Source organism: Pseudomonas sp. NPDC099000 (genome assembly GCF_044759925.1).
In the GTDB taxonomy this organism is placed as follows: domain Bacteria; phylum Pseudomonadota; class Gammaproteobacteria; order Pseudomonadales; family Pseudomonadaceae; genus Aquipseudomonas.
The window spans coordinates 147,006-167,380 of record NZ_JBIWAF010000003.1 but is presented as its reverse complement, the minus strand read 5'-3'; the positions used below and the strand labels follow the sequence as shown (position 1 = coordinate 167,380).

The 20,375-nt window shown below is 59.4% G+C and carries 21 protein-coding genes and 1 tRNA gene; 7 read left to right on the top strand and 15 right to left on the bottom strand.

Features of this window, described 5'->3' with window-relative positions; genetic code table 11:
* Window positions 1-40: 40 nt before the first annotated feature.
* The 5 genes from ACIQV9_RS05470 to dapA all read right to left on the bottom strand — a co-directional run bounded on the left by ACIQV9_RS05470 (window position 41) and on the right by dapA (window position 3,730).
* A tRNA-Ser gene (locus ACIQV9_RS05470) sits at window positions 41-130 on the bottom strand.
* An 83-nt stretch (window positions 131-213) separates the two neighbouring features.
* Window positions 214-927 (bottom strand): phosphoribosylaminoimidazolesuccinocarboxamide synthase, encoded by a 714-nt coding sequence (gene purC, locus ACIQV9_RS05465; protein ID WP_403098991.1) that lies wholly within the window; start codon window positions 925-927, stop codon window positions 214-216.
* Between the two features lie 28 nt (window positions 928-955).
* On the bottom strand, window positions 956-1,714 hold the full coding sequence (locus ACIQV9_RS05460) for an MBL fold metallo-hydrolase (protein WP_008153089.1): 759 nt from the start codon (window positions 1,712-1,714) through the stop codon (window positions 956-958).
* 4 nt (window positions 1,715-1,718) lie between these two features.
* A complete protein-coding gene (gene bamC, locus ACIQV9_RS05455) occupies window positions 1,719-2,834 on the bottom strand; it encodes an outer membrane protein assembly factor BamC (RefSeq protein ID WP_403098988.1) in 1,116 nt (371 codons plus the stop codon).
* A 17-nt stretch (window positions 2,835-2,851) separates the two neighbouring features.
* Window positions 2,852-3,730, bottom strand: coding sequence for a 4-hydroxy-tetrahydrodipicolinate synthase (dapA, locus tag ACIQV9_RS05450; protein ID WP_403098986.1), 879 nt, complete (start codon window positions 3,728-3,730; stop codon window positions 2,852-2,854).
* Between the two features lie 328 nt (window positions 3,731-4,058).
* Between dapA and ACIQV9_RS05445 the strand changes: the two genes are divergently transcribed.
* Complete coding sequence (locus tag ACIQV9_RS05445) at window positions 4,059-4,619, top strand: glycine cleavage system protein R (RefSeq protein ID WP_109628402.1); 561 nt, start codon at window positions 4,059-4,061, stop codon at window positions 4,617-4,619.
* Between the two features lie 10 nt (window positions 4,620-4,629).
* Complete coding sequence (locus ACIQV9_RS05440; RefSeq protein WP_010462257.1) at window positions 4,630-5,103, top strand: peroxiredoxin; 474 nt, start codon at window positions 4,630-4,632, stop codon at window positions 5,101-5,103.
* A gap of 132 nt (window positions 5,104-5,235) precedes the next feature.
* Here the strand turns inward: ACIQV9_RS05440 and ACIQV9_RS05435 are convergent, their stop codons facing one another.
* Both ACIQV9_RS05435 and ACIQV9_RS05430 read right to left on the bottom strand, forming a co-directional pair.
* Window positions 5,236-6,306: an AI-2E family transporter gene (locus ACIQV9_RS05435; protein WP_403098981.1), complete on the bottom strand. Its 1,071-nt coding sequence runs from the start codon at window positions 6,304-6,306 to the stop codon at window positions 5,236-5,238.
* 31 nt (window positions 6,307-6,337) lie between these two features.
* On the bottom strand, window positions 6,338-6,577 hold the full coding sequence (locus tag ACIQV9_RS05430) for a sulfurtransferase TusA family protein (protein WP_020300476.1): 240 nt from the start codon (window positions 6,575-6,577) through the stop codon (window positions 6,338-6,340).
* Between the two features lie 98 nt (window positions 6,578-6,675).
* Between ACIQV9_RS05430 and ACIQV9_RS05425 the strand changes: the two genes are divergently transcribed.
* Window positions 6,676-8,109: a M48 family metalloprotease gene (locus ACIQV9_RS05425; protein ID WP_403098978.1), complete on the top strand. Its 1,434-nt coding sequence runs from the start codon at window positions 6,676-6,678 to the stop codon at window positions 8,107-8,109.
* Window positions 8,110-8,188: 79 nt separating this feature from the next.
* Here the strand turns inward: ACIQV9_RS05425 and ACIQV9_RS05420 are convergent, their stop codons facing one another.
* The 4 genes from ACIQV9_RS05420 to rpoE all read right to left on the bottom strand — a co-directional run bounded on the left by ACIQV9_RS05420 (window position 8,189) and on the right by rpoE (window position 11,964).
* Window positions 8,189-9,616: a DegQ family serine endoprotease gene (locus ACIQV9_RS05420; RefSeq protein ID WP_403098976.1), complete on the bottom strand. Its 1,428-nt coding sequence runs from the start codon at window positions 9,614-9,616 to the stop codon at window positions 8,189-8,191.
* A 183-nt stretch (window positions 9,617-9,799) separates the two neighbouring features.
* Window positions 9,800-10,756 carry a MucB/RseB C-terminal domain-containing protein gene (locus tag ACIQV9_RS05415; protein WP_403098973.1) on the bottom strand — a complete coding sequence of 319 codons (957 nt, stop codon included), beginning with the start codon at window positions 10,754-10,756 and terminating at the stop codon, window positions 9,800-9,802.
* Between the two features lie 8 nt (window positions 10,757-10,764).
* A complete protein-coding gene (locus tag ACIQV9_RS05410; protein ID WP_403098970.1) occupies window positions 10,765-11,352 on the bottom strand; it encodes a sigma-E factor negative regulatory protein in 588 nt (195 codons plus the stop codon).
* Between the two features lie 30 nt (window positions 11,353-11,382).
* Window positions 11,383-11,964, bottom strand: coding sequence for an RNA polymerase sigma factor RpoE (gene rpoE / locus ACIQV9_RS05405; RefSeq protein WP_007944079.1), 582 nt, complete (start codon window positions 11,962-11,964; stop codon window positions 11,383-11,385).
* Between the two features lie 558 nt (window positions 11,965-12,522).
* On the opposite strand from rpoE, the gene nadB reads away from it, so the two are divergent.
* Window positions 12,523-14,139, top strand: coding sequence for an L-aspartate oxidase (nadB, locus tag ACIQV9_RS05400; protein ID WP_403098967.1), 1,617 nt, complete (start codon window positions 12,523-12,525; stop codon window positions 14,137-14,139).
* Here nadB and ACIQV9_RS05395 read toward each other — a convergent pair.
* On the bottom strand, window positions 14,108-14,560 hold the full coding sequence (locus tag ACIQV9_RS05395) for a protein YgfX (RefSeq protein WP_403098964.1): 453 nt from the start codon (window positions 14,558-14,560) through the stop codon (window positions 14,108-14,110). The two genes, nadB and ACIQV9_RS05395, sit on opposite strands and share 32 nt — an antisense overlap.
* Window positions 14,544-14,798 carry a succinate dehydrogenase assembly factor 2 gene (locus ACIQV9_RS05390; RefSeq protein WP_007944081.1) on the bottom strand — a complete coding sequence of 85 codons (255 nt, stop codon included), beginning with the start codon at window positions 14,796-14,798 and terminating at the stop codon, window positions 14,544-14,546. Before ACIQV9_RS05390 ends, ACIQV9_RS05395 begins: the two co-directional genes overlap by 17 nt.
* A gap of 149 nt (window positions 14,799-14,947) precedes the next feature.
* Here ACIQV9_RS05390 and ACIQV9_RS05385 point away from each other — a divergent pair, with 149 nt between their 5' ends.
* A complete protein-coding gene (locus ACIQV9_RS05385) occupies window positions 14,948-15,889 on the top strand; it encodes a YgfZ/GcvT domain-containing protein (RefSeq protein ID WP_403098961.1) in 942 nt (313 codons plus the stop codon).
* A gap of 35 nt (window positions 15,890-15,924) precedes the next feature.
* The gene (locus tag ACIQV9_RS05380) at window positions 15,925-16,746 is read left to right on the top strand and encodes an HDOD domain-containing protein (RefSeq protein ID WP_403098958.1); all 822 of its coding nucleotides are present in this window, start codon (window positions 15,925-15,927) and stop codon (window positions 16,744-16,746) included.
* Window positions 16,747-16,909: 163 nt separating this feature from the next.
* On the opposite strand, the gene ACIQV9_RS05375 is transcribed toward ACIQV9_RS05380, so the two are convergent.
* Together ACIQV9_RS05375 and ACIQV9_RS05370 are read right to left on the bottom strand one after the other, a co-directional pair.
* On the bottom strand, window positions 16,910-18,298 hold the full coding sequence (locus ACIQV9_RS05375) for a sensor histidine kinase (protein WP_403098955.1): 1,389 nt from the start codon (window positions 18,296-18,298) through the stop codon (window positions 16,910-16,912).
* The gene (locus ACIQV9_RS05370) at window positions 18,291-18,962 is read right to left on the bottom strand and encodes a response regulator (protein ID WP_038358340.1); all 672 of its coding nucleotides are present in this window, start codon (window positions 18,960-18,962) and stop codon (window positions 18,291-18,293) included. The genes ACIQV9_RS05375 and ACIQV9_RS05370 overlap by 8 nt, the downstream gene beginning before the upstream one ends.
* Window positions 18,963-19,353: 391 nt before the next feature.
* Between ACIQV9_RS05370 and ACIQV9_RS05365 the strand changes: the two genes are divergently transcribed.
* Window positions 19,354-20,331, top strand: a complete 978-nt coding sequence (locus tag ACIQV9_RS05365; RefSeq protein ID WP_403098951.1) for a Bug family tripartite tricarboxylate transporter substrate binding protein — start codon at window positions 19,354-19,356, stop codon at window positions 20,329-20,331.
* Window positions 20,332-20,375 lie beyond the last annotated feature (44 nt).

Below are 20,375 nucleotides of genomic sequence, written 5' to 3'. Positions count from 1 at the left end.
AGCCCCGTAACTTTTCAGCTACGGGGCTTTTTCTATGTAATGGCGGAGAGATAGGGATTCGAACCCTAGGTACCGGTGAAGGTACAACGGATTTCGAATCCGTCCCATTCGGCCACTCTGGCATCTCTCCAACGGCGCGCATCATAACAACACTTTCGCCGGAAGCGAACCCCCTAAGCGAAATTTTTCCGTGCTATCAGATGCTTGCGTCGGTTAAAGCGGTACGCCCAGACGATTGGCGACTTCCTCGTAGGCTTCGATGACGTCACCGAGGCCCTGACGGAAGCGGTCTTTGTCCATTTTCTTGCCGGTGGCCTTGTCCCACAGGCGGCAGCCGTCTGGACTGAATTCGTCGCCCAGGACGATGGAGCCGTCGGAGAACACGCCGAATTCCAGTTTGAAGTCGACCAGCAGCAGGCCGGCATCGTCGAACAGTTTGCTCAGGACTTCGTTGACCTTGAGCGACAGTTCTTTCATGCGAACCAGTTGCTCGGCGGTGCCCCAACCGAAGGCCACAACGTGGGATTCGTTGATGAACGGGTCGCCCTTGGCGTCGTCCTTCAGGAACAGTTCGAAGGTGTAAGGGTTGAGCTTCATGCCTTCTTCGACGCCCAGGCGCTTGACCAGGCTGCCGGCGGCGTAGTTACGCACGACGCACTCGACCGGGATCATGTCGAGCTTCTTCACCAGGCATTCGTTGTCGCCCAGCAGTTTGTCGAACTGGGTCGGCACGCCGGCGGCTTCGAGTTTCTGCATGATGAAGGCGTTGAACTTGTTGTTCACCATGCCTTTGCGGTCGAGCTGCTCGATGCGCTTGCCGTCGAACGCCGAGGTGTCGTTGCGAAACAGCAGGATCAAGCGGTCAGCGTCGTCGGTCTTGAAAACCGATTTGGCTTTGCCGCGGTAGAGTTCTTCAAGTTTTTCCATGATGGGCTCCGCTTGCTAAGTAGGTGGGCTAGGCGATGTGTCGCCAGTCGAGCCCTGAATCTTGATCGGCCAGTTGCAGCCAGTCCGGGTCGCACCCGAGGGTGTCGACAAAACATTGCCGGGCCAGCTGCGGCAGGTTGTTCTTGCTGCTCAGATGGGCCAGGACCAGGTGTTGCAGGCCTTGCCAGCCCAACTCAGACACCAGGAATGCCGCCTGGTGGTTGTTCAAATGTCCCAGTTCACCGCCCACCCGCTGCTTCAGGAAGTACGGGTAGTGACCGCGAGCCAGCATGTCACGGCAATGGTTGGACTCGATCATCAACGCATCGAGGTCCCGATAGCCGTCCAGCACCTTGTTGCAATACGAACCCAGGTCGGTCAGCAGGCCGAAGCGCCGCTCACCGTCGCTGAAGACGTACTGCGTCGGTTCCTGTGCATCGTGGGCCACGGCAATGACGCCGATGCTCAGTGCGCCGATCTGCAGTTGCTCGCCGCCGGCCAGAAGGCCAGCCGGTTCAATCGGTTTGCGCATCCCGCGCAGGGTCCCGCGACTGAGGTAGACAGGCAGATTGTAGCGCCGAGACAGCAAACCCACGCCATGCACGTGGTCGGCATGTTCGTGGGTCACGAGTATCGCGCTCAACTGCGCCGGGTTAACACCCAGGCGCAGCAGGCGTTTTTCGGTTTCCCGCAGGGAGAAACCACAATCCACCAGCACATACGTGTCAGCGCTGGCTATCAGCGTGCCGTTCCCTTGGCTACCGCTGCCGAGAACGGCAAAACGCATGTGATCAGCCCAGGTTGTCCTGAATCACGCTCAACACTTTGCGCGCCACTTCTGCCGGCGCCACGGTGTTGATGTTTTTCTCGACGGTGACCTGGACGTTCTCGCCAACCTTGCTCAGACGAACCTGATAACGCTCGGCACGGGCTTCAACTTCTTCCTTGCTCGGCGCGCTGCCGAACAGGCCGCTGAAGAAGCCAGGCTTGTCGTCTTTCTTCTCGGCTTTTTCGGAGAGGTTGATGTAGTACAGACCCAGGCTGCGGTTGATGTCTTCAACACGCCATTCGCCCTGTTCCAGCGCGCGACCAACACTCGACCAGGCGCGGTCCAGGTCAGGACCGACGTTCAGAACCGGGTTGCCGCTGCCGTCTTCGCTCAGGCTGACGCGATTTGGCGTATCGAAATCACGGGAGGCCAGCATGGAGACCGAACCGCCCTTCTCCGAGATGCGGCTCATGCTCGCGAGCATGTCGTCGACCAGTGCCGCGTCCAGGCCAGTGTTGACCGAACGGTTGGTGAAGGCCACGTCGGCGGTGCTGCCGGCAGGACGCTCGGCGCTGACCACGTAGATTTCGCTGGTGTTGCGCTGAACGCCCGGCTCGATACGCACTCGAACGCGGGTTTCGCTGTCGGTGCTGACGCCGGCGGCGCTCAGGCGCTTGGCCATCGCGGCCGACAGTTCGTCGGAACGCTGCCAGGTGGTGGTGAATTCGCCGGTTTGCGGCTTTTGTTCGTCCAGACGGAAACCGTTGTCCTGGAAGAACTGTACCGCCACTGGCCAGGCTTCGGCGGGTGGATTCTGGGCCAGGATCGAACGCGAATCACCGCTCTTCTGCAGCGAGTAGGCACTGGCGTCAGCCGAGGCCGACAGTGGCTGCGGACGCGGCACGATGTATTCGCCTTTGGCGGTGTCATCAGCCACGTTGCGCGGGATCGGCAGCAGCGGATCCAGACGCTTGGCGGTGCTGACGTCCGTAGGCAATTGCATGGGTGCAGTCTGTTGCGCTTCCAGGTAATCGCTACCACGGTCACGGAAATAACCTTCCGGGCCCCAGACCCATCCACAGCCACTGGTGCTGGAGATAATCAAGGCAAGTGCGGAAAGTCCGGCCAATCGCTTCATGCGTAGTGCTTCCTCAATTAAACCAGTACGCCGGACTGGCGCATGGCCTGCCGCAGCGGTTCGTGACAGGCAGCGCTGAGCCAGGTGAGCGGCAGACGGATACCGTCCGGCATCAAGCCCATTTCATGCAGCGCCCATTTCACGGGGATAGGGTTGGATTCGATAAACAGGGTTTTATTGAGCGGCATCAGCTTTTCGTGAATCGCGCGGGCCGTGACGGCGTCGCCTTTCAGGGCAGCGTTGCACAGGTCGCTCATGTCGCGCGGGGCGACGTTGGCGGTGACCGAGATGTTGCCTTTGCCGCCGAGCAGGATCAGCTCGACTGCGGTGGCGTCGTCACCGGAAAGCACCACGAAGTCTTTGCTGACGCCGTCGATGATGGCTTTGGCCCGAGCCAGGTCGCCCGTGGCTTCCTTGATGCCGATGATGTTTTTCACGGTCGACAGGCGGATCACGGTTTCGGTCAGCATGTCGCAGGCGGTACGGCCCGGCACGTTGTACAGGATCTGCGGGATGTCGACGGCTTCGGCGATGGCCTTGAAGTGCTGGTACAAGCCTTCCTGGGTCGGCTTGTTGTAGTACGGCGTAACCAACAGGCAAGCATCGGCGCCGGCGGTCTTCGCATTGGTGGTCAGCTCGATGGCTTCGCGCGTCGAGTTGGCGCCGGTACCGGCGATCACCGGAATGCGCCCTGCCACCTGCTTCACCACGTAACGAATCACTTCGATGTGCTCGTTCACGTCAAGGGTGGCCGATTCACCTGTAGTGCCGACGGCCACGATCGCGTGGGTGCCGTTCTGCAGGTGAAAGTCCACCAGTTTGCTCAGGCTGTCCCAGTCGAGACGACCTTGTGCATCCATGGGTGTGACCAGTGCCACCATACTGCCCGCAATCATGCAACCGCTCCTGCCGGAAAAAGAGAGCGGTAATGGTACTGGCGCCAAGATGCTTGTACAAGCAAAGTACTGCGCTGCTGCCATTCCCCTTGGCGCTGCTTTTCGCTACCCTTCAGACTTTGATCGGTACTGACAAGCTCGTACGCCGGGTTTCAGCCTCCATTTTCGGCATCACAAGCCCCGATCCAGCGTTGCCACCCCTCGCTCCTGCCTTGATGGAGCACGTTGCAACCTTCGGCCCGGGTTTTCTGAATTCGCATCCGCAGGCTCGCCCCCGGTAGTAAAAGCCCGTAAAAGTATCGACCGCTCATCGCTTTAGGAATGCTGCATGTCCACCCCCACAGTTCGCGAACAATTCCTTGTCATCAGTGCCCTCGGCGCCAACCCCATGGAGCTGACTAACGTCCTGTGCCGCGCCAGCCATGAAAACCGCTGCGCCGTGGTCACGTCTCGCCTGACCCGTCACGGCGAGTGCAGCGCGTTGATCCTCGAAATCTCCGGCAGCTGGGACGCCCTGGCGCGCCTTGAAGGCAGCCTGTCGGGCCTCGCCAAGAAGCACGCATTCACCGTTAACGTGGTGCGCAGCGCGGCCCTGGAGAATCGTCCTCAGGCTTTGCCCTACGTCGCTTATGTCAGTTCGGCCTATCGTTCGGACATCATCAACGAGCTGTGCCAATTCTTCATGGACCACAACGTCGAGCTGGAAAACCTGACCTGCGACACGTATCAGGCGCCGCAAACCGGCGGCACCATGCTCAACGCCACGTTTACCGTGACTTTGCCGGCCGGCGTGCAGATCAGCTGGTTGCGTGATCAGTTCCTGGATTTCGCCGACGCGCTGAACCTGGACGCACTGATCGAACCGTGGCGCCCACAAAACCCAATGTAAGGAAGCTTTCATGGCCGTTGCCATCGACCAACCGGTTGCCGACTTCGAAGCACCCGCCACCAATGGACAGACCGTCAGCCTCGCGGGCCTTAAAGGCAAGCAAGTGGTGATCTACTTCTATCCGAAAGACAGTACGCCAGGCTGCACCACTCAGGGCCAGGGCTTTCGCGATCAGCTTGATGCCTTTAAAGCAGCAAACACCGAAGTTTTCGGCGTGTCGCGTGACAGCTTGAAATCCCACGAGAACTTCAAGGCCAAGCAAGCGTTCACCTTCGAGCTGATCAGCGACAAGGAAGAAGCGCTGTGCCAGTTGTTTGATGTGATCAAGCTGAAGAAGCTGTATGGCAAGGAATACATGGGCGTTGATCGCAGCACGTTCCTGATTGATAAGGACGGTGTGCTGCGTCAGGAATGGCGCGGCGTGAAGGTGCCGGGGCATGTGGATGCTGTTTTGGCGGCGGCTCAGGCATTGAACAAGGCCTGATTTATCTGGCGCCCGTTCTGACGCCTTCGCGGGCAAGCCTCGCTCCTACAAATTATGCGCGCCAAATCGAGCGATTGACGCAAAACCTGTAGGAGCGAGGCTCGCCCGCGAAGAGGCCCTCAAGACTGTCAGTCAAAGCAACGGCGCCACCACCGGTTCCTTGCGCGGCCAGGCATCCAGCACCGCCTTGAACAGCGTCGCCAGCGGAATCGCAAAGAACACTCCCCAAAAGCCCCACAACCCGCCAAACAACAGCACCGCGCAGATGATTGCAACCGGGTGCAGGTTGACCGCTTCCGAAAACAACAGCGGCACCAGCACGTTGCCATCCAGCACCTGGATGATTCCGTAAACCGCCATCAAATAGATGAACTGATCGCTCCAGCCCCACTGGAACAACGCAATCAGCAGTACCGGCACCGTCACGACTACCGCGCCGACGTAAGGCACCACCACCGACACGCCCACCAACAGTGCCAGCAGCGCCGCGTAGTTGAGCCCCAGCACGACGAAACCGATGTAGGTCACACCACCGCAGATGAAAATCTCGATGACTTTGCCGCGAATGTAGTTGGCAATCTGCCGGTTCATCTCGTGGGCAACCCGGGTAATCAGCGCCCGCTCACGCGGCAGGTAGCCGCGCACCCACTGGCCAATCATTTCCCGATCCTTGAGGAAGAAGAACACCAGGATCGGCACCAGCACCAGATAGATCATGATGTTCACCAGCAACGGCAGGCTCGACAGCGAGAACGTCAGCGCCCACTGACCGAACTTGCCGATCTCGCCCCGCGCCACTTCGATGGCCTGCAGCACCTGCTCGTCCGATACCAGATGCGGATAGCGTTCGGGCAGCAGCAACAGCAGCGATTGCCACTTGGCGAGCATGCCGGGTAGTTCATTGAACAGCGTGATCAGCTGATGCCAGAGCAACGGCACCACGACAATGATGAACACCAGCAAAACGCCCATGAACAAGGCGAAGACCAGCCCCACCGCTACCCCACCGGGCATGCGCAGGCGTTCGAGGGTGACGACCAGGCCTTGCATCAGATACGCCAGCACCATCCCGGCCAGCACTGGCGCAAGCATGCCGCCCAACGTGATCACGGCGGTAAAGGCCAGAAACAGCAGCACCGCCAGCACCACGGCTTCTTCATCGGAGAAGTAGCGCTGAATCCAATCGCGTAACACCTTGAACATCAAAAATCCTTAGAAATGAACGCAGCAGGTTTCAGGCTTTTTTCAACCAGTAGCGGTAAACACCCGCCTCATCTTCTTCACGAAGCAGCGTATGACCGGCCAAGCGGGCAAAGGTGCGAAAGTCGCGCTGGGAGCCCGCATCGGTGGCGATGACCTTGAGCACCGCGCCACTGGCCAGTCGATTGAGCTCCAGCTTGGCCTTGAGCAATGGCAAAGGGCAATTCAGGCCACTGGCGTCCAGTTCAGCGTCATGGGCTACAGCGTCGGTCATTACATCGCTCCGGGTCAGGTGGTGGAGTTGCCTAGAATATCTGGTCCCAAGCCAAGTGTCCGGCTACAGTAAGGTCTTTGTCGACTAAGGCTTTGTGCATGACTTTTTTGCGCCCTACCCTGCTGACGCTCGCTTGCCTGCTCGCCTCACCGGGCTTCGCCGACGACCTGCCGTCACTCGGCGACGCCAGTTCTGCCATTGTCTCGCCGCAACAGGAATACCAGCTGGGCCGTGCGTGGCTGGCACTGTTGCGCAGTCAGGTCTCGCAGCTCAACGATCCGCAGCTCAAGGATTACGTCGAATCCAGCGTCTACCGCCTGGTGGAAACCAGCCAGGTCAATGACCGGCGCCTGGAGTTCATCCTGATCAACAGCCCGCAGCTCAACGCCTTTGCGGCGCCGGGCGGGATTGTCGGGGTCAACGGCGGTCTGTTCCTCAATGCGCAGACCGAGGGCGAGTACGCTTCGGTACTGGCGCACGAATTGGCTCACTTGTCGCAACGCCACTTTGCCCGTGGTGTCGAAGCCCAACAGCGCATGCAAGTGCCGATGATGGCTGCCCTGCTGGCCGGTATCGTCATTGCGGCCGCCGGTGCCGGCGACGCCGGGATCGCGGCGATTGCGGGCACTCAGGCGGCGGCTATTCAGGAACAACGACGTTTCTCCCGCCAGAACGAACAGGAAGCCGATCGCATCGGCATCCTTAACCTGGAAAAAGCCGGTTACGACCCGCGTTCGATGCCGACCATGTTCGAACGGTTGATGCGCCAATACCGCTTCGACGCCAAACCGCCAGAATTCCTGCTGACTCACCCGGTGACCGAATCGCGGATCGCCGACACCCGCAACCGCGCCGAACAGGCCAAGCCAGGCGGCGTCGAAGACACCATGCGGTATCAGCTGATTCGTGCGCGCGTTCAGCTGGTTTACGAAGAAACCCCAGGCCTGGGCGCCAAGCGCTTCCGCGCGCAACTCGATGAGAACCCGAAAAACGACGTCGCTCGTTATGGCCTGGCGATCGCCCAGATCAAGGGCGGCCAGTTGAACGAAGCTCGCGAGAACCTCAAGCTGCTGCTGGCCAAATCACCGAACGAAATCATCTACAACCTGGCGCAGGTCGATCTGGACATTACCAATAATCGTCTGCCCGATGCTCAAACACGGGTTGACCGGATGCTGACGCAGTACCCTGGCAACTATCCGTTGAACCAGGTGCGTGTCGATCTGCTGCTCAAACAAAACCGCGCGGCAGATGCCGAGAAGGCGCTCGAAGGGTTGCTCAAGTCGCGCCCGGACGATCCGGACGTGTGGTATCAGGTGGCCGAGACGCGCGGCCTGTCAGGCAATATCATCGGTCTGCATCAGGCTCGCGCGGAGTACTTCGCCCTCGTGGGCGACTATCGCCAAGCCATTCAGCAACTGGACTTCGCCAAGCGCAAGGCCGGCACCAACTTCCCGCTGTCGTCGCGCATCGACGCTCGGCAACGTGAGTTGATGGAGCAGGAGCGCATGGTCAAGGACATGATGGGCTGACCCGCTTCCAGAAACATAAAACGCAGACACAAAAAAACCGCCTCTTTCGAGGCGGTTTTTCATTCAGCCGACAACCGGTTTATTCAGCCAGTTTGAAGGTGATGAAGCTGGCACGACCTTGACGCAGAACCCGCATGGACACCGAACGATTCTTCGGCAGCGCCTTGGCGATTTCAGCGAACTCCTTGCTGTCGTTGATTGCCTGGTTGTTCAGGTGAGTGATCACATCATTTGGCTTCAAGCCGATGAGCGATGCAGGTCCGTCCTGAACTTCCTTGATCACCACCCCACCTTTGAGGTCGTAGGTCTTCTTCTGCTCAGCGGTCAGATCGACGACGGCAACGCCCAGACGATTGCTGTTGGTTTCAACGCCGGACTTGAGTTTCGAGTCCAGCTCTTTACCTTCGTCGGGGATCGCGCCAACCGTCAGCTCGACATTCTTGCGCTTGCCGTCGCGAATCACTTCAAGTTTGGCCTTCTCGCCTTCTTTCAGTGCGCCCACCAGGTGCGGAAGATCGGCAGACATGACGATCGGCTGACCGTTCATGCTCAGGATCACGTCGCCGACTTGCAGATCACCCTTGGCAGCCGGGCCATCTTCCTGGATCTGGGCCACCAGCGCACCGGCCGGCTTCTCAAGACCGAACGACTCGGCCAGATCCTTGTTCACTTCCTGGATCACCACACCCAACCAGCCACGGCTGACTTTGCCGCCACTTTTCAGCTGATTGGAAACGTCCATGGCCACATCGATAGGGATCGCGAACGACACGCCCATGAAGCCGCCGGAACGGGTGTAAATCTGCGAATTGATCCCAACCACTTCACCGGCCAGGTTGAACAGCGGACCACCTGAGTTACCCGGATTGATGGGCACGTCGGTCTGAATGAACGGCACATAGTTCTCATTCGGCAGGCTACGACCGACAGCGCTGACGATGCCTTGGGTCACGGTATGATCGAAGCCGAACGGCGAGCCGATCGCTACGACCCACTGGCCGGCCTTCAGGTCCTGGGATTTACCCAGTTTCAGGACTGGCAGATCCTTGCCTTCGATTTTCAGCAACGCCACGTCGGAGCGTGGATCGGTGCCAACCAGCTTGGCTTTCAATTCACTGCGATCGGAGAGACGAACGAGAATTTCGTCGGCATCGGCGATCACGTGGTTGTTGGTCAGGATGTAGCCGTCTGGCGAGATGATAAAGCCCGAGCCCAGGGATTGCGCTTCACGCTGGCGATCACCGCGAGGCGAGCGTGGCTGCTGCGGCATGCCCCGCTCGAAGAACTCGCGCAGCGCTGGCGGCAAGCCTTCAAGGTCGGGCATCTGACTGGACACACTGCGGTCCGGCAGCTTTTGCGTGGTACTGATGTTCACCACCGCGGGCGAGGCCTGCTCGACCAGTTGGGTGAAGTCAGGCAATTCGACTGCTTGCGCAGTGACCACCTGACCGAGCACCAGCACGGTGGCAAAAATGGAAAGATAAGACTTCAAACGTGGTATCGACATACGGCTCCCGTTACGACGAGCATGGTTAAGCGATATGGAGCAAGGAACACCGGGAAAGATACGCCGGTATTTTTGTTCCGGGAACAACAAAACAAGGCCAGAGCCGTGAGGCTCTGACCTATAGAAAAATTCAGGTTTTTTTGCAAATTGAAATGCTCACCAAACATTTCGATAATCAGCTCACTACTTGGTTGCAGTGGCATCGGAGCGCATGGACAGCGCAATCCGTTCAGCAGTACCTATCGGAATCTCACCGACCACGGTCACCATCATCTCGCCTTGAGGGGTCGTCAAGCGTCGAGAAACAGCAACGGTTGGGCCTAACTGGGTGCGGGTGTCGGTGACGGTGGCACCGTTCAACGGCTCAAGGAATACCGAGAAACGCGCCAGACCATCGTCGAACATCAGACTATTGACTTGGGTTTTGGTCTCCGGATCCTTGCGGGCGCTGCTGCTGGTCAACTCGAAACCGGGTGGAAGCCAGTCCGAATGCCAGACCTGGGTAGCCTTGACGGCGGAAGCCTTGTCTCTGTCGAGGTTAACAGCCTTGCAATCGTCGCCTGCTTGCAAGTCGCTGTCCGACGGCACGCTGGCAGTATTCAACTGGGTGAACTGGAAGCGTTCCAGCAACTGCCCTTTGTCATTAAGCAGCAATGACTTCAGCGGCAAGCCGGTTTCCTTGTCAAGGTGAAGCTCAAAGCCGTAGCGATGCTGATCACGTGGCTTCAGTGAAACAATCACTGCCGCACGGCCAGCCACACGCGACTTGCCAATGACGGCAAGCTCATACCAATTCTTCAGTTTTTGTGGATCGAGTGCACGAGCAGCAGAGTTGGGTGAATCTCCGAGCCCTGCTATCAGGGTGCCGCTGACGCATTGAGTATGTCCATCAATGCGCACGACTTCCTGTGCTGAACCGTCGAGCTGGAGTAACCGCTCGCGGACCTTGCCATCCTGGACACGGTGCCAGATGTTATGGGTAGAAAAACTACCGTTACGCTCGTAAACGAAAGTGCCGTTAAAGCTTTGCTGTTGCTCGGCCTGACCAAGACGGGTCAACCAGTCCTGGGCTTCATCGGCGTGGGCTGGAACAATGAACCAGCCACCGAGCAGAAGCGAAAGTAGAGGTATGGCGCGCATGATCCTCCTTAACGGTTTTCCAGGCTTGCTGCACGAGCGTAAGGCAGAGCGCTCTCAGTACCTTTCAGTGCAGCCTGTTGAGCATGTTGGCGCAAGTAGCCTGGCAGACGCTGATCGTGCCAGCCTGGTTGACCTTGCAATACGCCGTTGGCCATAGGGCCAGTGGCTTCCGAACTCTCATTGTAGCCTGCCAATACAGCTGGACCCTTGACCTGAGGAACGGCCAGACCCGGTTGAGTGGATTGCTGAGCAAGTTCGACACCCGCGATCTCGTCCTGGTTGTACAGGCGTACACCTGCCAACACGGCAACGGTCACCGAAGCAGCGACAGCCAGACGACCCAGGCTGCGCCATGGACCACGGGAGGCTTTTGCCGGTACGGCTTCGTCGGCCAAAGCAGCAGAAACTGCCGCGGCGATGTCCAGACGTGGAAGCAGCAGATCCTTGTGCATAACTGCCCGAGCGATCTGATAACGAGCCCATGTTTCACGGGTTTCAACATCGTCAAAGGCATTCAATACCCGACGCAATTCCAGTTCGTCCGCTTCGTTATCCATCACTGCGGACAGCGATTCCTGCAGGGCTTCACGACTCATGGCGTTCCTCTCTTGGCTATCGCCGCTGTCTCAGTTTTCCTGCAACAACGGCTGCAGGGCTTTATCGATGGCCTCCCGAGCGCGGAAAATCCGGGAGCGCACGGTACCCACCGGACATTGCATGACCGCCGCAATGTCCTCGTAACTCAGACCATCGAATTCACGTAAAGTTAACGCCGTACGCAAATCTTCTGGCAGTTGCTGGATGGTTCGATGGACGGTGCCTTCGATCTCATCCCGCAGCAATGCACGCTCTGGCGACTCGAGATCCTTGAGGCCATGATCGCCATCGTAGAACTCTGCATCTTCGGAACTGACATCGCTATCCGGCGGCCGACGGCCGCGTGAAACCAGATAATTCTTCGCCGTGTTGATGGCGATGCGGTAAAGCCACGTATAAAACGCGCTGTCTCCGCGAAAGTTTCCAAGTGCGCGGTAGGCCTTGATAAAGGCTTCCTGTGCCACATCCTGGGCTTCATGGGTGTCGTGCACGAAACGCACGATCAACCCGAGAATTTTGTGCTGGTATTTCAGCACTAGCAGATCGAAAGCTCGCTTGTCGCCGCGTTGAACGCGCTCGACGAGCTGCTGATCCTCTTCCTGGGTTAGCATGAACACTCCTCGATAAGCTCGGAGGAGGCTTGCATAACTAAACGACCAGACTTGCAAACATAGACTCGGGCTTTTCGCAAAAGTTCTCCCCCTCCAAGCAAGTTTCCTGCGGGCTCTGATTTGGCACGCACGAAAAGCGCAGCTCGGCATGACCCGGCTGCGCGAATAATCTTGTCATCGGATTCACTGGCAAGGACCAAACCGCAAGTCCCGTCCTGAAACCGACACTGTCCTTCTTTTCAGGCACCGTCTATTGATCTTGGGCCTTTGGCAAAAGTTCCAAATATTTATAGTCGGGCGAAAGCGACATTGTGCAACCCGGAACAGAAAAAGACTGTTAAATCGTTGATACAGTCGCCTTGTCGCGGAACCGGCCGAAAAACCATCCGACGAAGCGTCAGGTATTTTCTGTCACGGTAGTTTCACAATGCCATATGCGCTCGGGTATTGTGCCGCTCCCCCCCTCTATATACTAGTGGGCTGTGTGGCTGCCTTGACTCGCCGTTCCAGGAGTCTTGCGCCAACCCCGACCCGGGTCGCTTTGAGCGGAATCCTGAAATGAGCCAACAGTTTCAACACGATGTTCTGGTCATTGGCAGCGGCGCTGCCGGTTTGAGCCTTGCGCTGACCTTGCCCGAAAATTTGCGCATCGCCGTATTGAGTAAGGGCGACCTCGCCAACGGCTCTACTTTTTGGGCCCAGGGCGGCGTCGCTGCCGTTCTGGACGACACCGATACTGTCGAATCCCACGTCGATGACACCCTGAATGCCGGCGGCGGCCTCTGCCACGAAGACGCCGTGCGTTTTACCGTTGAGCACAGTAAAGAAGCCATCCAGTGGCTGATCGACCAAGGCGTCCCGTTTACCCGCGATGAACAGTCCGGCACCGAAGACGGCGGATTCGAATTTCACCTGACTCGCGAAGGCGGTCACAGTCATCGGCGCATCATCCATGCCGCCGATGCCACGGGCGCAGCGATTTTCAGAACCTTGCTCGACAAGGCCAGGCAACGACCGAATATCGAACTGCTGGAGCAGCGGGTCGCGATCGACCTGATCACAGAAAAACGCCTGGGTCTGGAAGGCGATCGCTGCCTCGGCGCCTACGTCCTCAATCGCGGGACCGGTGAAGTCGACACCTACGGCGCTCGCTTTGTGATCCTCGCATCGGGTGGCGCAGCAAAGGTCTATCTCTATACCAGCAACCCCGACGGCGCCTGCGGTGATGGCATCGCCATGGCGTGGCGTTCCGGCTGCCGGGTGGCCAACCTGGAGTTCAACCAGTTCCACCCGACCTGCCTTTACCACCCGCAAGCCAAGAGTTTCCTGATCACCGAAGCCCTGCGCGGCGAAGGCGCACACCTGAAGCTGCCCAACGGCGAACGCTTCATGCAGCGCTTCGACCCGCGTGCCGAGCTGGCCCCACGCGACATCGTCGCCCGAGCCATCGACCATGAGATGAAGCGCCTGGGTGTCGACTGCGTCTATCTGGACATCAGCCACAAGCCTGAAGCGTTCATCAAGACTCATTTCCCGACGGTGTATGAACGCTGCCTAGAATTTTCCATCGACATCACCAAGCAACCGATTCCCGTGGTTCCGGCGGCGCACTACACCTGTGGCGGCGTGATGGTCGATCAGAATGGTCGCACCGACGTGCCGGGACTGTATGCCATTGGCGAAACCAGTTTCACCGGTCTGCACGGCGCCAACCGCATGGCCAGCAACTCGCTGCTGGAGTGTTTCGTCTACGCCCGTTCGGCGGCGGCGGACATTCTGGAACAGCTGCCGCAGGTTTCGATTCCGGTCGCCCTGCCCGTCTGGGACGCGAGCCAGGTCACCGATTCCGACGAAGACGTGATCATTGCGCACAACTGGGATGAACTGCGGCGATTCATGTGGGACTACGTGGGCATCGTGCGCACGAATAAGCGCTTGCAACGCGCGCAGCACCGCGTGCGGCTGCTGCTGGACGAAATCGACGAGTTCTACAGCAACTATAAGGTCAGTCGGGATTTGATCGAGCTGCGCAACCTGGCCCAGGTGGCGGAGCTGATGATCCAGTCAGCCATGGAGCGCAAGGAAAGTCGCGGCCTGCATTACACCCTCGACTACCCGAACATGCTGCCGGTCGCGCTGGACACTATTCTGGTGCCGCCCACCTACGCCGACTGAATGTGAGTCGCACCCGCAGGCGTCGGTGCACATCCGTCGCCTGCGAATCCCGGGGAACGCAGATCGATCTGACTCGCCGTTCGTCTCTCAGTCGAAAACGCAGCACCACCATCATTGGCAACGCCAGGCTGTCCGGTCGCAGTTGCACGGACTGCCAGCCTGAGGCCTGATTCCACAACTGCCAGCCATCGGCATCGCGACGCAAGCCGCGGAATGCTTGTGGATGTGTCAGCAAAATCTGGCGCGGCAGCAGCCAGACGCCGTGAACCACACACAGCGTCATGCCGAGCAAACTGGCCCAGAGCGGTATGGAAAGAAGAAACAAAGAACCCAGCGCGAACAGCTGGGCCACAAGATACGCCGCCAGCAACTGCCGTGAGGCATGCCAGCGGCATTCGAACGCATTACTTGGGCTGGACACGATCCAGGATCATGCGGACCATGCGCTGAAGCTCCGGATCTTCCGATTCGGCGCGTTCCATGAACCAGCCGAACATGTCCTGATCTTCGCATTCGAGCAGCTTGCGGTAGCAATCGCGGTCGACGTCGTTGAGGTGCGGGTAGACCTCTTTCACGAACGGCACCAGCAACACGTCAAGCTCGAGCATGCCGCGGCGGCTGTGCCAGTAGAGGCGATTCAGTTCAACATCTTCGACCATGGAGCGCTCCTCAAATAGGCGGCAAGTATACAGGCCCAAGCCCGGTCGAACACTCGGCTTTGGTCGGGCGCCATCGATCCTTTGTGAACTACCCATTTCGAGAGCGCCCCCTTATGATGTCCCCCAGACTCTTTACCCTGCGATGACCCATGGCCGATTCTGCTTTTTTCTGCACCCTGTCCCATGAAGGCGTTCTTGCAGTCCGCGGCGCGGACGCCAGCAAATTCCTGCAAGGCCAATTGACCTGCAACCTCAATTACCTGAGCGACACCCAGGCCAGTCTTGGCGCCCGCTGCACGCAGAAAGGCCGGATGCAATCGAGTTTCCGCATCGTGCTGGAAGGTGACGGCGTTCTGTTGGCGATGGCCACCGAACTGCTCGAACCGCAGTTGGCGGACCTGAAAAAGTACGCCGTGTTCTCCAAATCCAAACTGACCGATGAAAGCGCCGCCTGGGTCCGCTTCGGCCTCGATCATGGCGATGCCGCACTGAGCAGCCTGGGTCTTGAGCTGCCGGCAGACACCGACAGCGTCGTGCGTCATGAAGGTCTGATCGCCATTCGCGTCTCGTCGGACCGCGCTGAACTGTGGGTCTCTGCCGATCAGACCGACGTCACCAAGGGCAAGCTGTCCTCCCTGCTGCCCGAGGGCACCCTGAATCAATGGCTGCTGGGCCAGATCCGCGCAGGGATCGGCCAGGTCATGCCGAGCACCCGCGAGTTGTTCATCCCGCAGATGCTCAACCTGCAAGCCGTCGGTGGCGTGAGTTTCAAAAAGGGTTGCTACACCGGCCAGGAAATCGTCGCGCGCATGCAGTACCTGGGCAAACTCAAGCGTCGCTTGTATCGCCTGAGCCTGGATGCCAGCGAATTACCCGAGCCCGGCACACAACTGTTTTCCCCGTCCCATGGCAGTTCTATCGGCGAAGTGGTGCTGGCCGCCAACGCCGGGCAAAACATTGAACTCCTGGCCGTGCTGCAAGCCGAAGCAGCAGAAGGTGGCGACATTCATCTGGGCGCCCTCGAAGGGCCGGCCCTGCACCTGCTCGACCTGCCTTATCAACTGGATCGCGATCGCGAAATCCAGCGTTAACCGCAGCACTTGTTGCAACACCCTAGAGAAAAGAAATGAGCGAGCTGGCGGATAAGGTCCAACAGGATTTGGTTGAGGCCATCGATAACGATGACCTGGTTCTGCCAACGTTACCGGAAGTGGCCCTGCAGATTCGCAAGGCCGCCGAAGATCCGGAAGTCAGTGTCAGCGCCCTGAGCAAAGTGATCGGCCGTGATACGGCGTTGTCGGCGCGGCTGATAAAAGTGGTCAATAGCCCGCTGTTGCGCGCGACTCAGGAAGTCACGGACCTGCACACGGCGATCACGCGGCTGGGCGTCAACTACAGCAGCAATCTGGCGATCGGCCTGGTGATGGAGCAGATTTTCCACGCCCGCTCTGAAGTGGTGGAGCAGAAAATGCGCGATGTCTGGCGTAAAAGCCTGGAGATCGCCGGGGTCAGCTATGCGCTGTGCCGCAGTTACACGCAGCTCAAACCTGATCAGGCAGCCCTTGGCGGACTGGTGCATCAGATTGGCGTACTGCCGATCCTGACCTACGCCGAAGATCATTATGAATTGCTGTCTGACCCGGTCAGCCTCAACCATGTCATCGACCGCATTCACCCCTTGATCGGCGACAAACTGCTCAGGGTCTGGGAGTTTCCGGAAATGCTGGTGCAGTTGCCGGGGTTATATCTGGATTTCAATCGCCAGTCGGAGCGGGTCGATTATGTCGATCTGGTTCAGGTGGCCAGCCTGTATTGCCACAAGGACACCGATCATCCACTGGCCCGCATCGATGCGTTCAGCGTGCCGGCCTTCAAGAAATTGGGGATCGATCCGGAGAACGAGGCGATGTGCCGGGATCTGGAAGAATCGCGATCGATGTTTTACTGATCATTGTGGCGAGGGGGCTTGTCGGATCGCCGCACCGCCCCGTTCGAGTGCGCAGCAGTCGTAAAACCATGATGTGCGGTGTATCAGATACACCGCGTTTGCTGATTTGGGGGCCGCTTCGCAGCCCAACGGGGGCAAGCCACCTCGCCACAGGTAATGTGTTTCACTCCCCCGCAATAAAACTCACCCGCACCTTCAACCCCGCCGACTCACCATCGTGCAGGCTGATCTGCGCCAGGTGCGCGCGACAAATCTCGCCGACAATCGCCAACCCCAGCCCAGACCCTGCCACCTGCTGGTTGCGCCGGTAAAAGCGCTCGAACACCCGATCCCGCTCATCGATGGGAATCCCCGGCCCGTCGTCCTCGACCTCCAGCACCGCCGGTGCCGTGACCCGCAGAATCACATTGCCGCCCGGCGGTGTGTGCGCGAGGGCGTTGTCCACCAGGTTGCTCAGCAGTTCGTTCAACAGCGTCGGCTCGCCGCGCAGCCACACCGGTTCGTCCGCTTCCAGCGCCAAGGCGACGCCGCGGGCATGGGCCAACGGCGCCATGGCCATGCCCAGCTCGCGCGCCAACTGACTCAGGTCCAACAACTGCGCGCCGCCTTCGGCAATCGCCCGGGCCCCGTTCTCTACCCGCGCCAGTGAAAGCAATTGATTGGCCAGGTGAGTCAGGCGATCCGTGCCTTGGGCAGCAGTTTCCAGGGTGCTGCGCCAGGTTTGCGGTTCATTTGAACGCAGGCCCAGTTCGAGTCGAGCCTTGAGCGCCGCCAACGGCGTGCGCAGTTCATGGGCAGCATCGGCGATGAATTGCGCTTGACGCTCGAACTGCCCGCGCAGGCGCTCGGTAAAGTGATTGAGCGCGCGCACCAGCGGCCACAATTCATGCTGCACTTCCACCAAGGGTAATGGCCGCAAATCATCCGACTGACGCTCTTCCACCGCCGTGCGCAAGCGCTCCAGCGGACGCAACGCCGCGCTGACCGCAAACCAGACCATCAACAAAGCACCGACCGCCAGCATGCCCAGACGCAGCAAGGTGTCCGCCGCCAGACTGCGGGCCATCGCGACCCGCGCCTCGTCGGTTTCTGCCACGCGGATTTCAGCCATGCCGTTCATGTTCGGTTCGCTCACGGGTTTGAGCAGGCTCACCACGCGTACGTTCTGCCCACGGTATTGGGCGTTATAGAAGCGTGCCAGTGCCGGATAGTCGTCGGTACGCGGCGTTCCCGGGGGCGGTGGCGGGAGATTTTCGTAACCGGAAATCAGCTTCTGATTGATGTCGTTGACCAGGTAAAAAATCCGTCCGGCACTGTCGTATGCAAACGTATCGAGGGCCACGTAAGGTACGTCGGCACTGAGGCTGCCATCACGCTGGGACACGCCGGCGGCGATGGTTCGCGCCGACGCCAGCAGGGTCCGGTCATAGGCTGTGTCAGCGGCTTCGCGACCATTCCAGTACGCGCTCAAACCACTGGCGAGCATTAACACCACCAACAACAGCGCGAGGTTCCACAGCAACCGCCAGCGCAGGCTGCTGGGCTTATGCATCGCGGCTTTCCAGCAAATAGCCGAGACCGCGGAAGGTCACGATGGCGACCGGTTGGCCGTCGAGTTTCTTGCGCAGGCGGTGGACGTAGATTTCGATGGCATCCGGGCTGGCTTCTTCATCCAGGCCAAACACCTGAGAAGCCAGCTGCTCTTTGCTCATCACCCGACCCGGCCGGGCGATCAACGCTTCGAGGACCGCCTGTTCGCGGGAGGTCAGGGTCAGCAATTCTTCACCGAGGGTGAAGCGCCGAGTGTCCAGGTCATAGGCCAGCACGCCGCAGCGCTGCTGACGCTCACCGCCCAGCACACTGCGTCGCAACAAGGCTTTGACCCGGGCTTCGAGTTCGGTCAGTTCGAACGGTTTGGCCAGGTAATCGTCGGCGCCGAGGTTGAGTCCGTGCACCCGGTCCTTGACGTCGCTGCGCGCGGTCAGCATCAGCACCGGCAGGTTTTTGCCCCGAGCCCTCAGGCGCGCCAGCACTTCGAATCCATCCATGCGCGGCAGGCCGACATCGAGGATCGCCACCGCGTACTCCTCGCTGCTCAAGGCCAGGTCGGCCGCCACGCCGTCGTGCAGCACATCCACGGTCAGCCCGGTGCTCTTGAGCGCCTGGGCGACGCTTTCGGCGAGCTGCAGATGGTCTTCGACGAGCAGAACACGCATGGATCTTTACCTCATTCAGGGATGGTCGACGCCATTCTTTGGCGCGGAGTTTACAGCCGCATCCGCCGCTGTGAAGCCTGAAAACTGTGAAAGCCAACTGAAAGGTTAGTGAAAGGTTGGCCCGTTAGAGTCGGCCCACGGATGGTTTCGACTGCGGACCAGCCGATCGTGCTTTGAAATGTAGCTCCCGAAAAACGCCTTGATGCGTTTTCGCCAATAAGAACAATAACGAGGTACTGCACCATGCTGGCCAGACAGCTTCAGGTTTACCCGCCCCGCCCGTTTTTTCAATCCCCATCGTTCACGCTTGTCAGCGCCGATACCGGCTGCACGGCGCGAAACCGCCGCACCTGAAACATCCCCAAAAACAATAACTCCCGTGGAGACAACAATGAATCGATCACTGCGCCGTTTCGCCCTCGCCGCCAGCTGCATGCTGTTCGCCGGCCAACTGATGGCCGAGCCAAAACGCCCTGAATGCATCGCCCCGGCCTCGCCAGGCGGCGGTTTCGACCTGACCTGCAAACTGGCGCAAAGCGCGCTGGTAAATGAAAAACTGCTGACCAAACCGATGCGCGTGACCTACATGCCCGGCGGTGTCGGCGCGGTGGCGTACAACGCGGTGGTCGCTCAACGTCCGGCCGATGCCGGCACGCTGGTGGCGTGGTCCAGCGGTTCGCTGCTGAACCTGGCCCAAGGCAAGTTCGGTCGTTTCGATGAAACCAACGTTCGCTGGCTGGCCGCCGTCGGCACCAGCTATGGCGCCATCGCGGTGAAAAGCGATTCGCCCTACAAGTCCCTAGACGATCTGGTCCAGGCGCTGAAGAAAGACCCGAGCAAAGTGGTGATCGGTTCCGGCGGCACCGTCGGCAGCCAGGACTGGATGCAGACCGCGTTGATCGCCAAGGCCGCGGGTATCAACCCGCGTGACCTGCGTTACGTCGCCCTCGAAGGCGGCGGTGAAATCGCCACCGCCCTGCTCGGCGGCCACATCCAGGTCGGCAGCACCGACATCTCCGACTCCATGCCGCACATCCAGAGCGGTGACATGCGCCTGCTGGCCGTGTTCTCCGAGAAGCGTCTGGACGAGCCGGAAATGAAAGACATCCCAACCGCCAAAGAGCAAGGCTACGACATCGTCTGGCCAGTGGTTCGCGGTTTCTACCTCGGGCCAAAGGTCAGCGACGAAGACTACGCCTGGTGGAAAGAGGCTTTCGACAAACTGCTGGCGTCCGAAGACTTCGCCAAGCTGCGCGATCAGCGTGAGCTCTTCCCGTTCGCCATGACCGGCCCGGAGCTGGACACCTACGTGAAAAAGCAAGTGTCGGATTACAAAGTGCTGGCCAAAGAGTTCGGCCTGATCCAGTGATCGCCTCTATCTAGCGGCTGCGGTCCCGTTTTCGCAGGACCGCA

Coding starts and splice junctions, on each gene's coding strand:
- ACIQV9_RS05385 (WP_403098961.1), top strand. CDS start 14,948: ATGGCCGATTCTGCTTTTTTCTGCACCCTGTCCCATGAAGGCGTTCTT.
- dapA (WP_403098986.1), bottom strand. CDS start 3,730: ATGATTGCGGGCAGTATGGTGGCACTGGTCACACCCATGGATGCACAA.
- ACIQV9_RS05380 (WP_403098958.1), top strand. CDS start 15,925: ATGAGCGAGCTGGCGGATAAGGTCCAACAGGATTTGGTTGAGGCCATC.
- ACIQV9_RS05435 (WP_403098981.1), bottom strand. CDS start 6,306: ATGTTCAAGGTGTTACGCGATTGGATTCAGCGCTACTTCTCCGATGAA.
- rpoE (WP_007944079.1), bottom strand. CDS start 11,964: ATGCTAACCCAGGAAGAGGATCAGCAGCTCGTCGAGCGCGTTCAACGC.
- nadB (WP_403098967.1), top strand. CDS start 12,523: ATGAGCCAACAGTTTCAACACGATGTTCTGGTCATTGGCAGCGGCGCT.
- ACIQV9_RS05370 (WP_038358340.1), bottom strand. CDS start 18,962: ATGCGTGTTCTGCTCGTCGAAGACCATCTGCAGCTCGCCGAAAGCGTC.
- ACIQV9_RS05390 (WP_007944081.1), bottom strand. CDS start 14,798: ATGGTCGAAGATGTTGAACTGAATCGCCTCTACTGGCACAGCCGCCGC.
- ACIQV9_RS05430 (WP_020300476.1), bottom strand. CDS start 6,577: ATGACCGACGCTGTAGCCCATGACGCTGAACTGGACGCCAGTGGCCTG.
- ACIQV9_RS05415 (WP_403098973.1), bottom strand. CDS start 10,756: ATGCGCGCCATACCTCTACTTTCGCTTCTGCTCGGTGGCTGGTTCATT.
- ACIQV9_RS05420 (WP_403098976.1), bottom strand. CDS start 9,616: ATGTCGATACCACGTTTGAAGTCTTATCTTTCCATTTTTGCCACCGTG.
- ACIQV9_RS05365 (WP_403098951.1), top strand. CDS start 19,354: ATGAATCGATCACTGCGCCGTTTCGCCCTCGCCGCCAGCTGCATGCTG.
- ACIQV9_RS05445 (WP_109628402.1), top strand. CDS start 4,059: ATGTCCACCCCCACAGTTCGCGAACAATTCCTTGTCATCAGTGCCCTC.
- ACIQV9_RS05440 (WP_010462257.1), top strand. CDS start 4,630: ATGGCCGTTGCCATCGACCAACCGGTTGCCGACTTCGAAGCACCCGCC.
- ACIQV9_RS05425 (WP_403098978.1), top strand. CDS start 6,676: ATGACTTTTTTGCGCCCTACCCTGCTGACGCTCGCTTGCCTGCTCGCC.
- ACIQV9_RS05410 (WP_403098970.1), bottom strand. CDS start 11,352: ATGAGTCGTGAAGCCCTGCAGGAATCGCTGTCCGCAGTGATGGATAAC.
- ACIQV9_RS05460 (WP_008153089.1), bottom strand. CDS start 1,714: ATGCGTTTTGCCGTTCTCGGCAGCGGTAGCCAAGGGAACGGCACGCTG.
- bamC (WP_403098988.1), bottom strand. CDS start 2,834: ATGAAGCGATTGGCCGGACTTTCCGCACTTGCCTTGATTATCTCCAGC.
- purC (WP_403098991.1), bottom strand. CDS start 927: ATGGAAAAACTTGAAGAACTCTACCGCGGCAAAGCCAAATCGGTTTTC.
- ACIQV9_RS05375 (WP_403098955.1), bottom strand. CDS start 18,298: ATGCATAAGCCCAGCAGCCTGCGCTGGCGGTTGCTGTGGAACCTCGCG.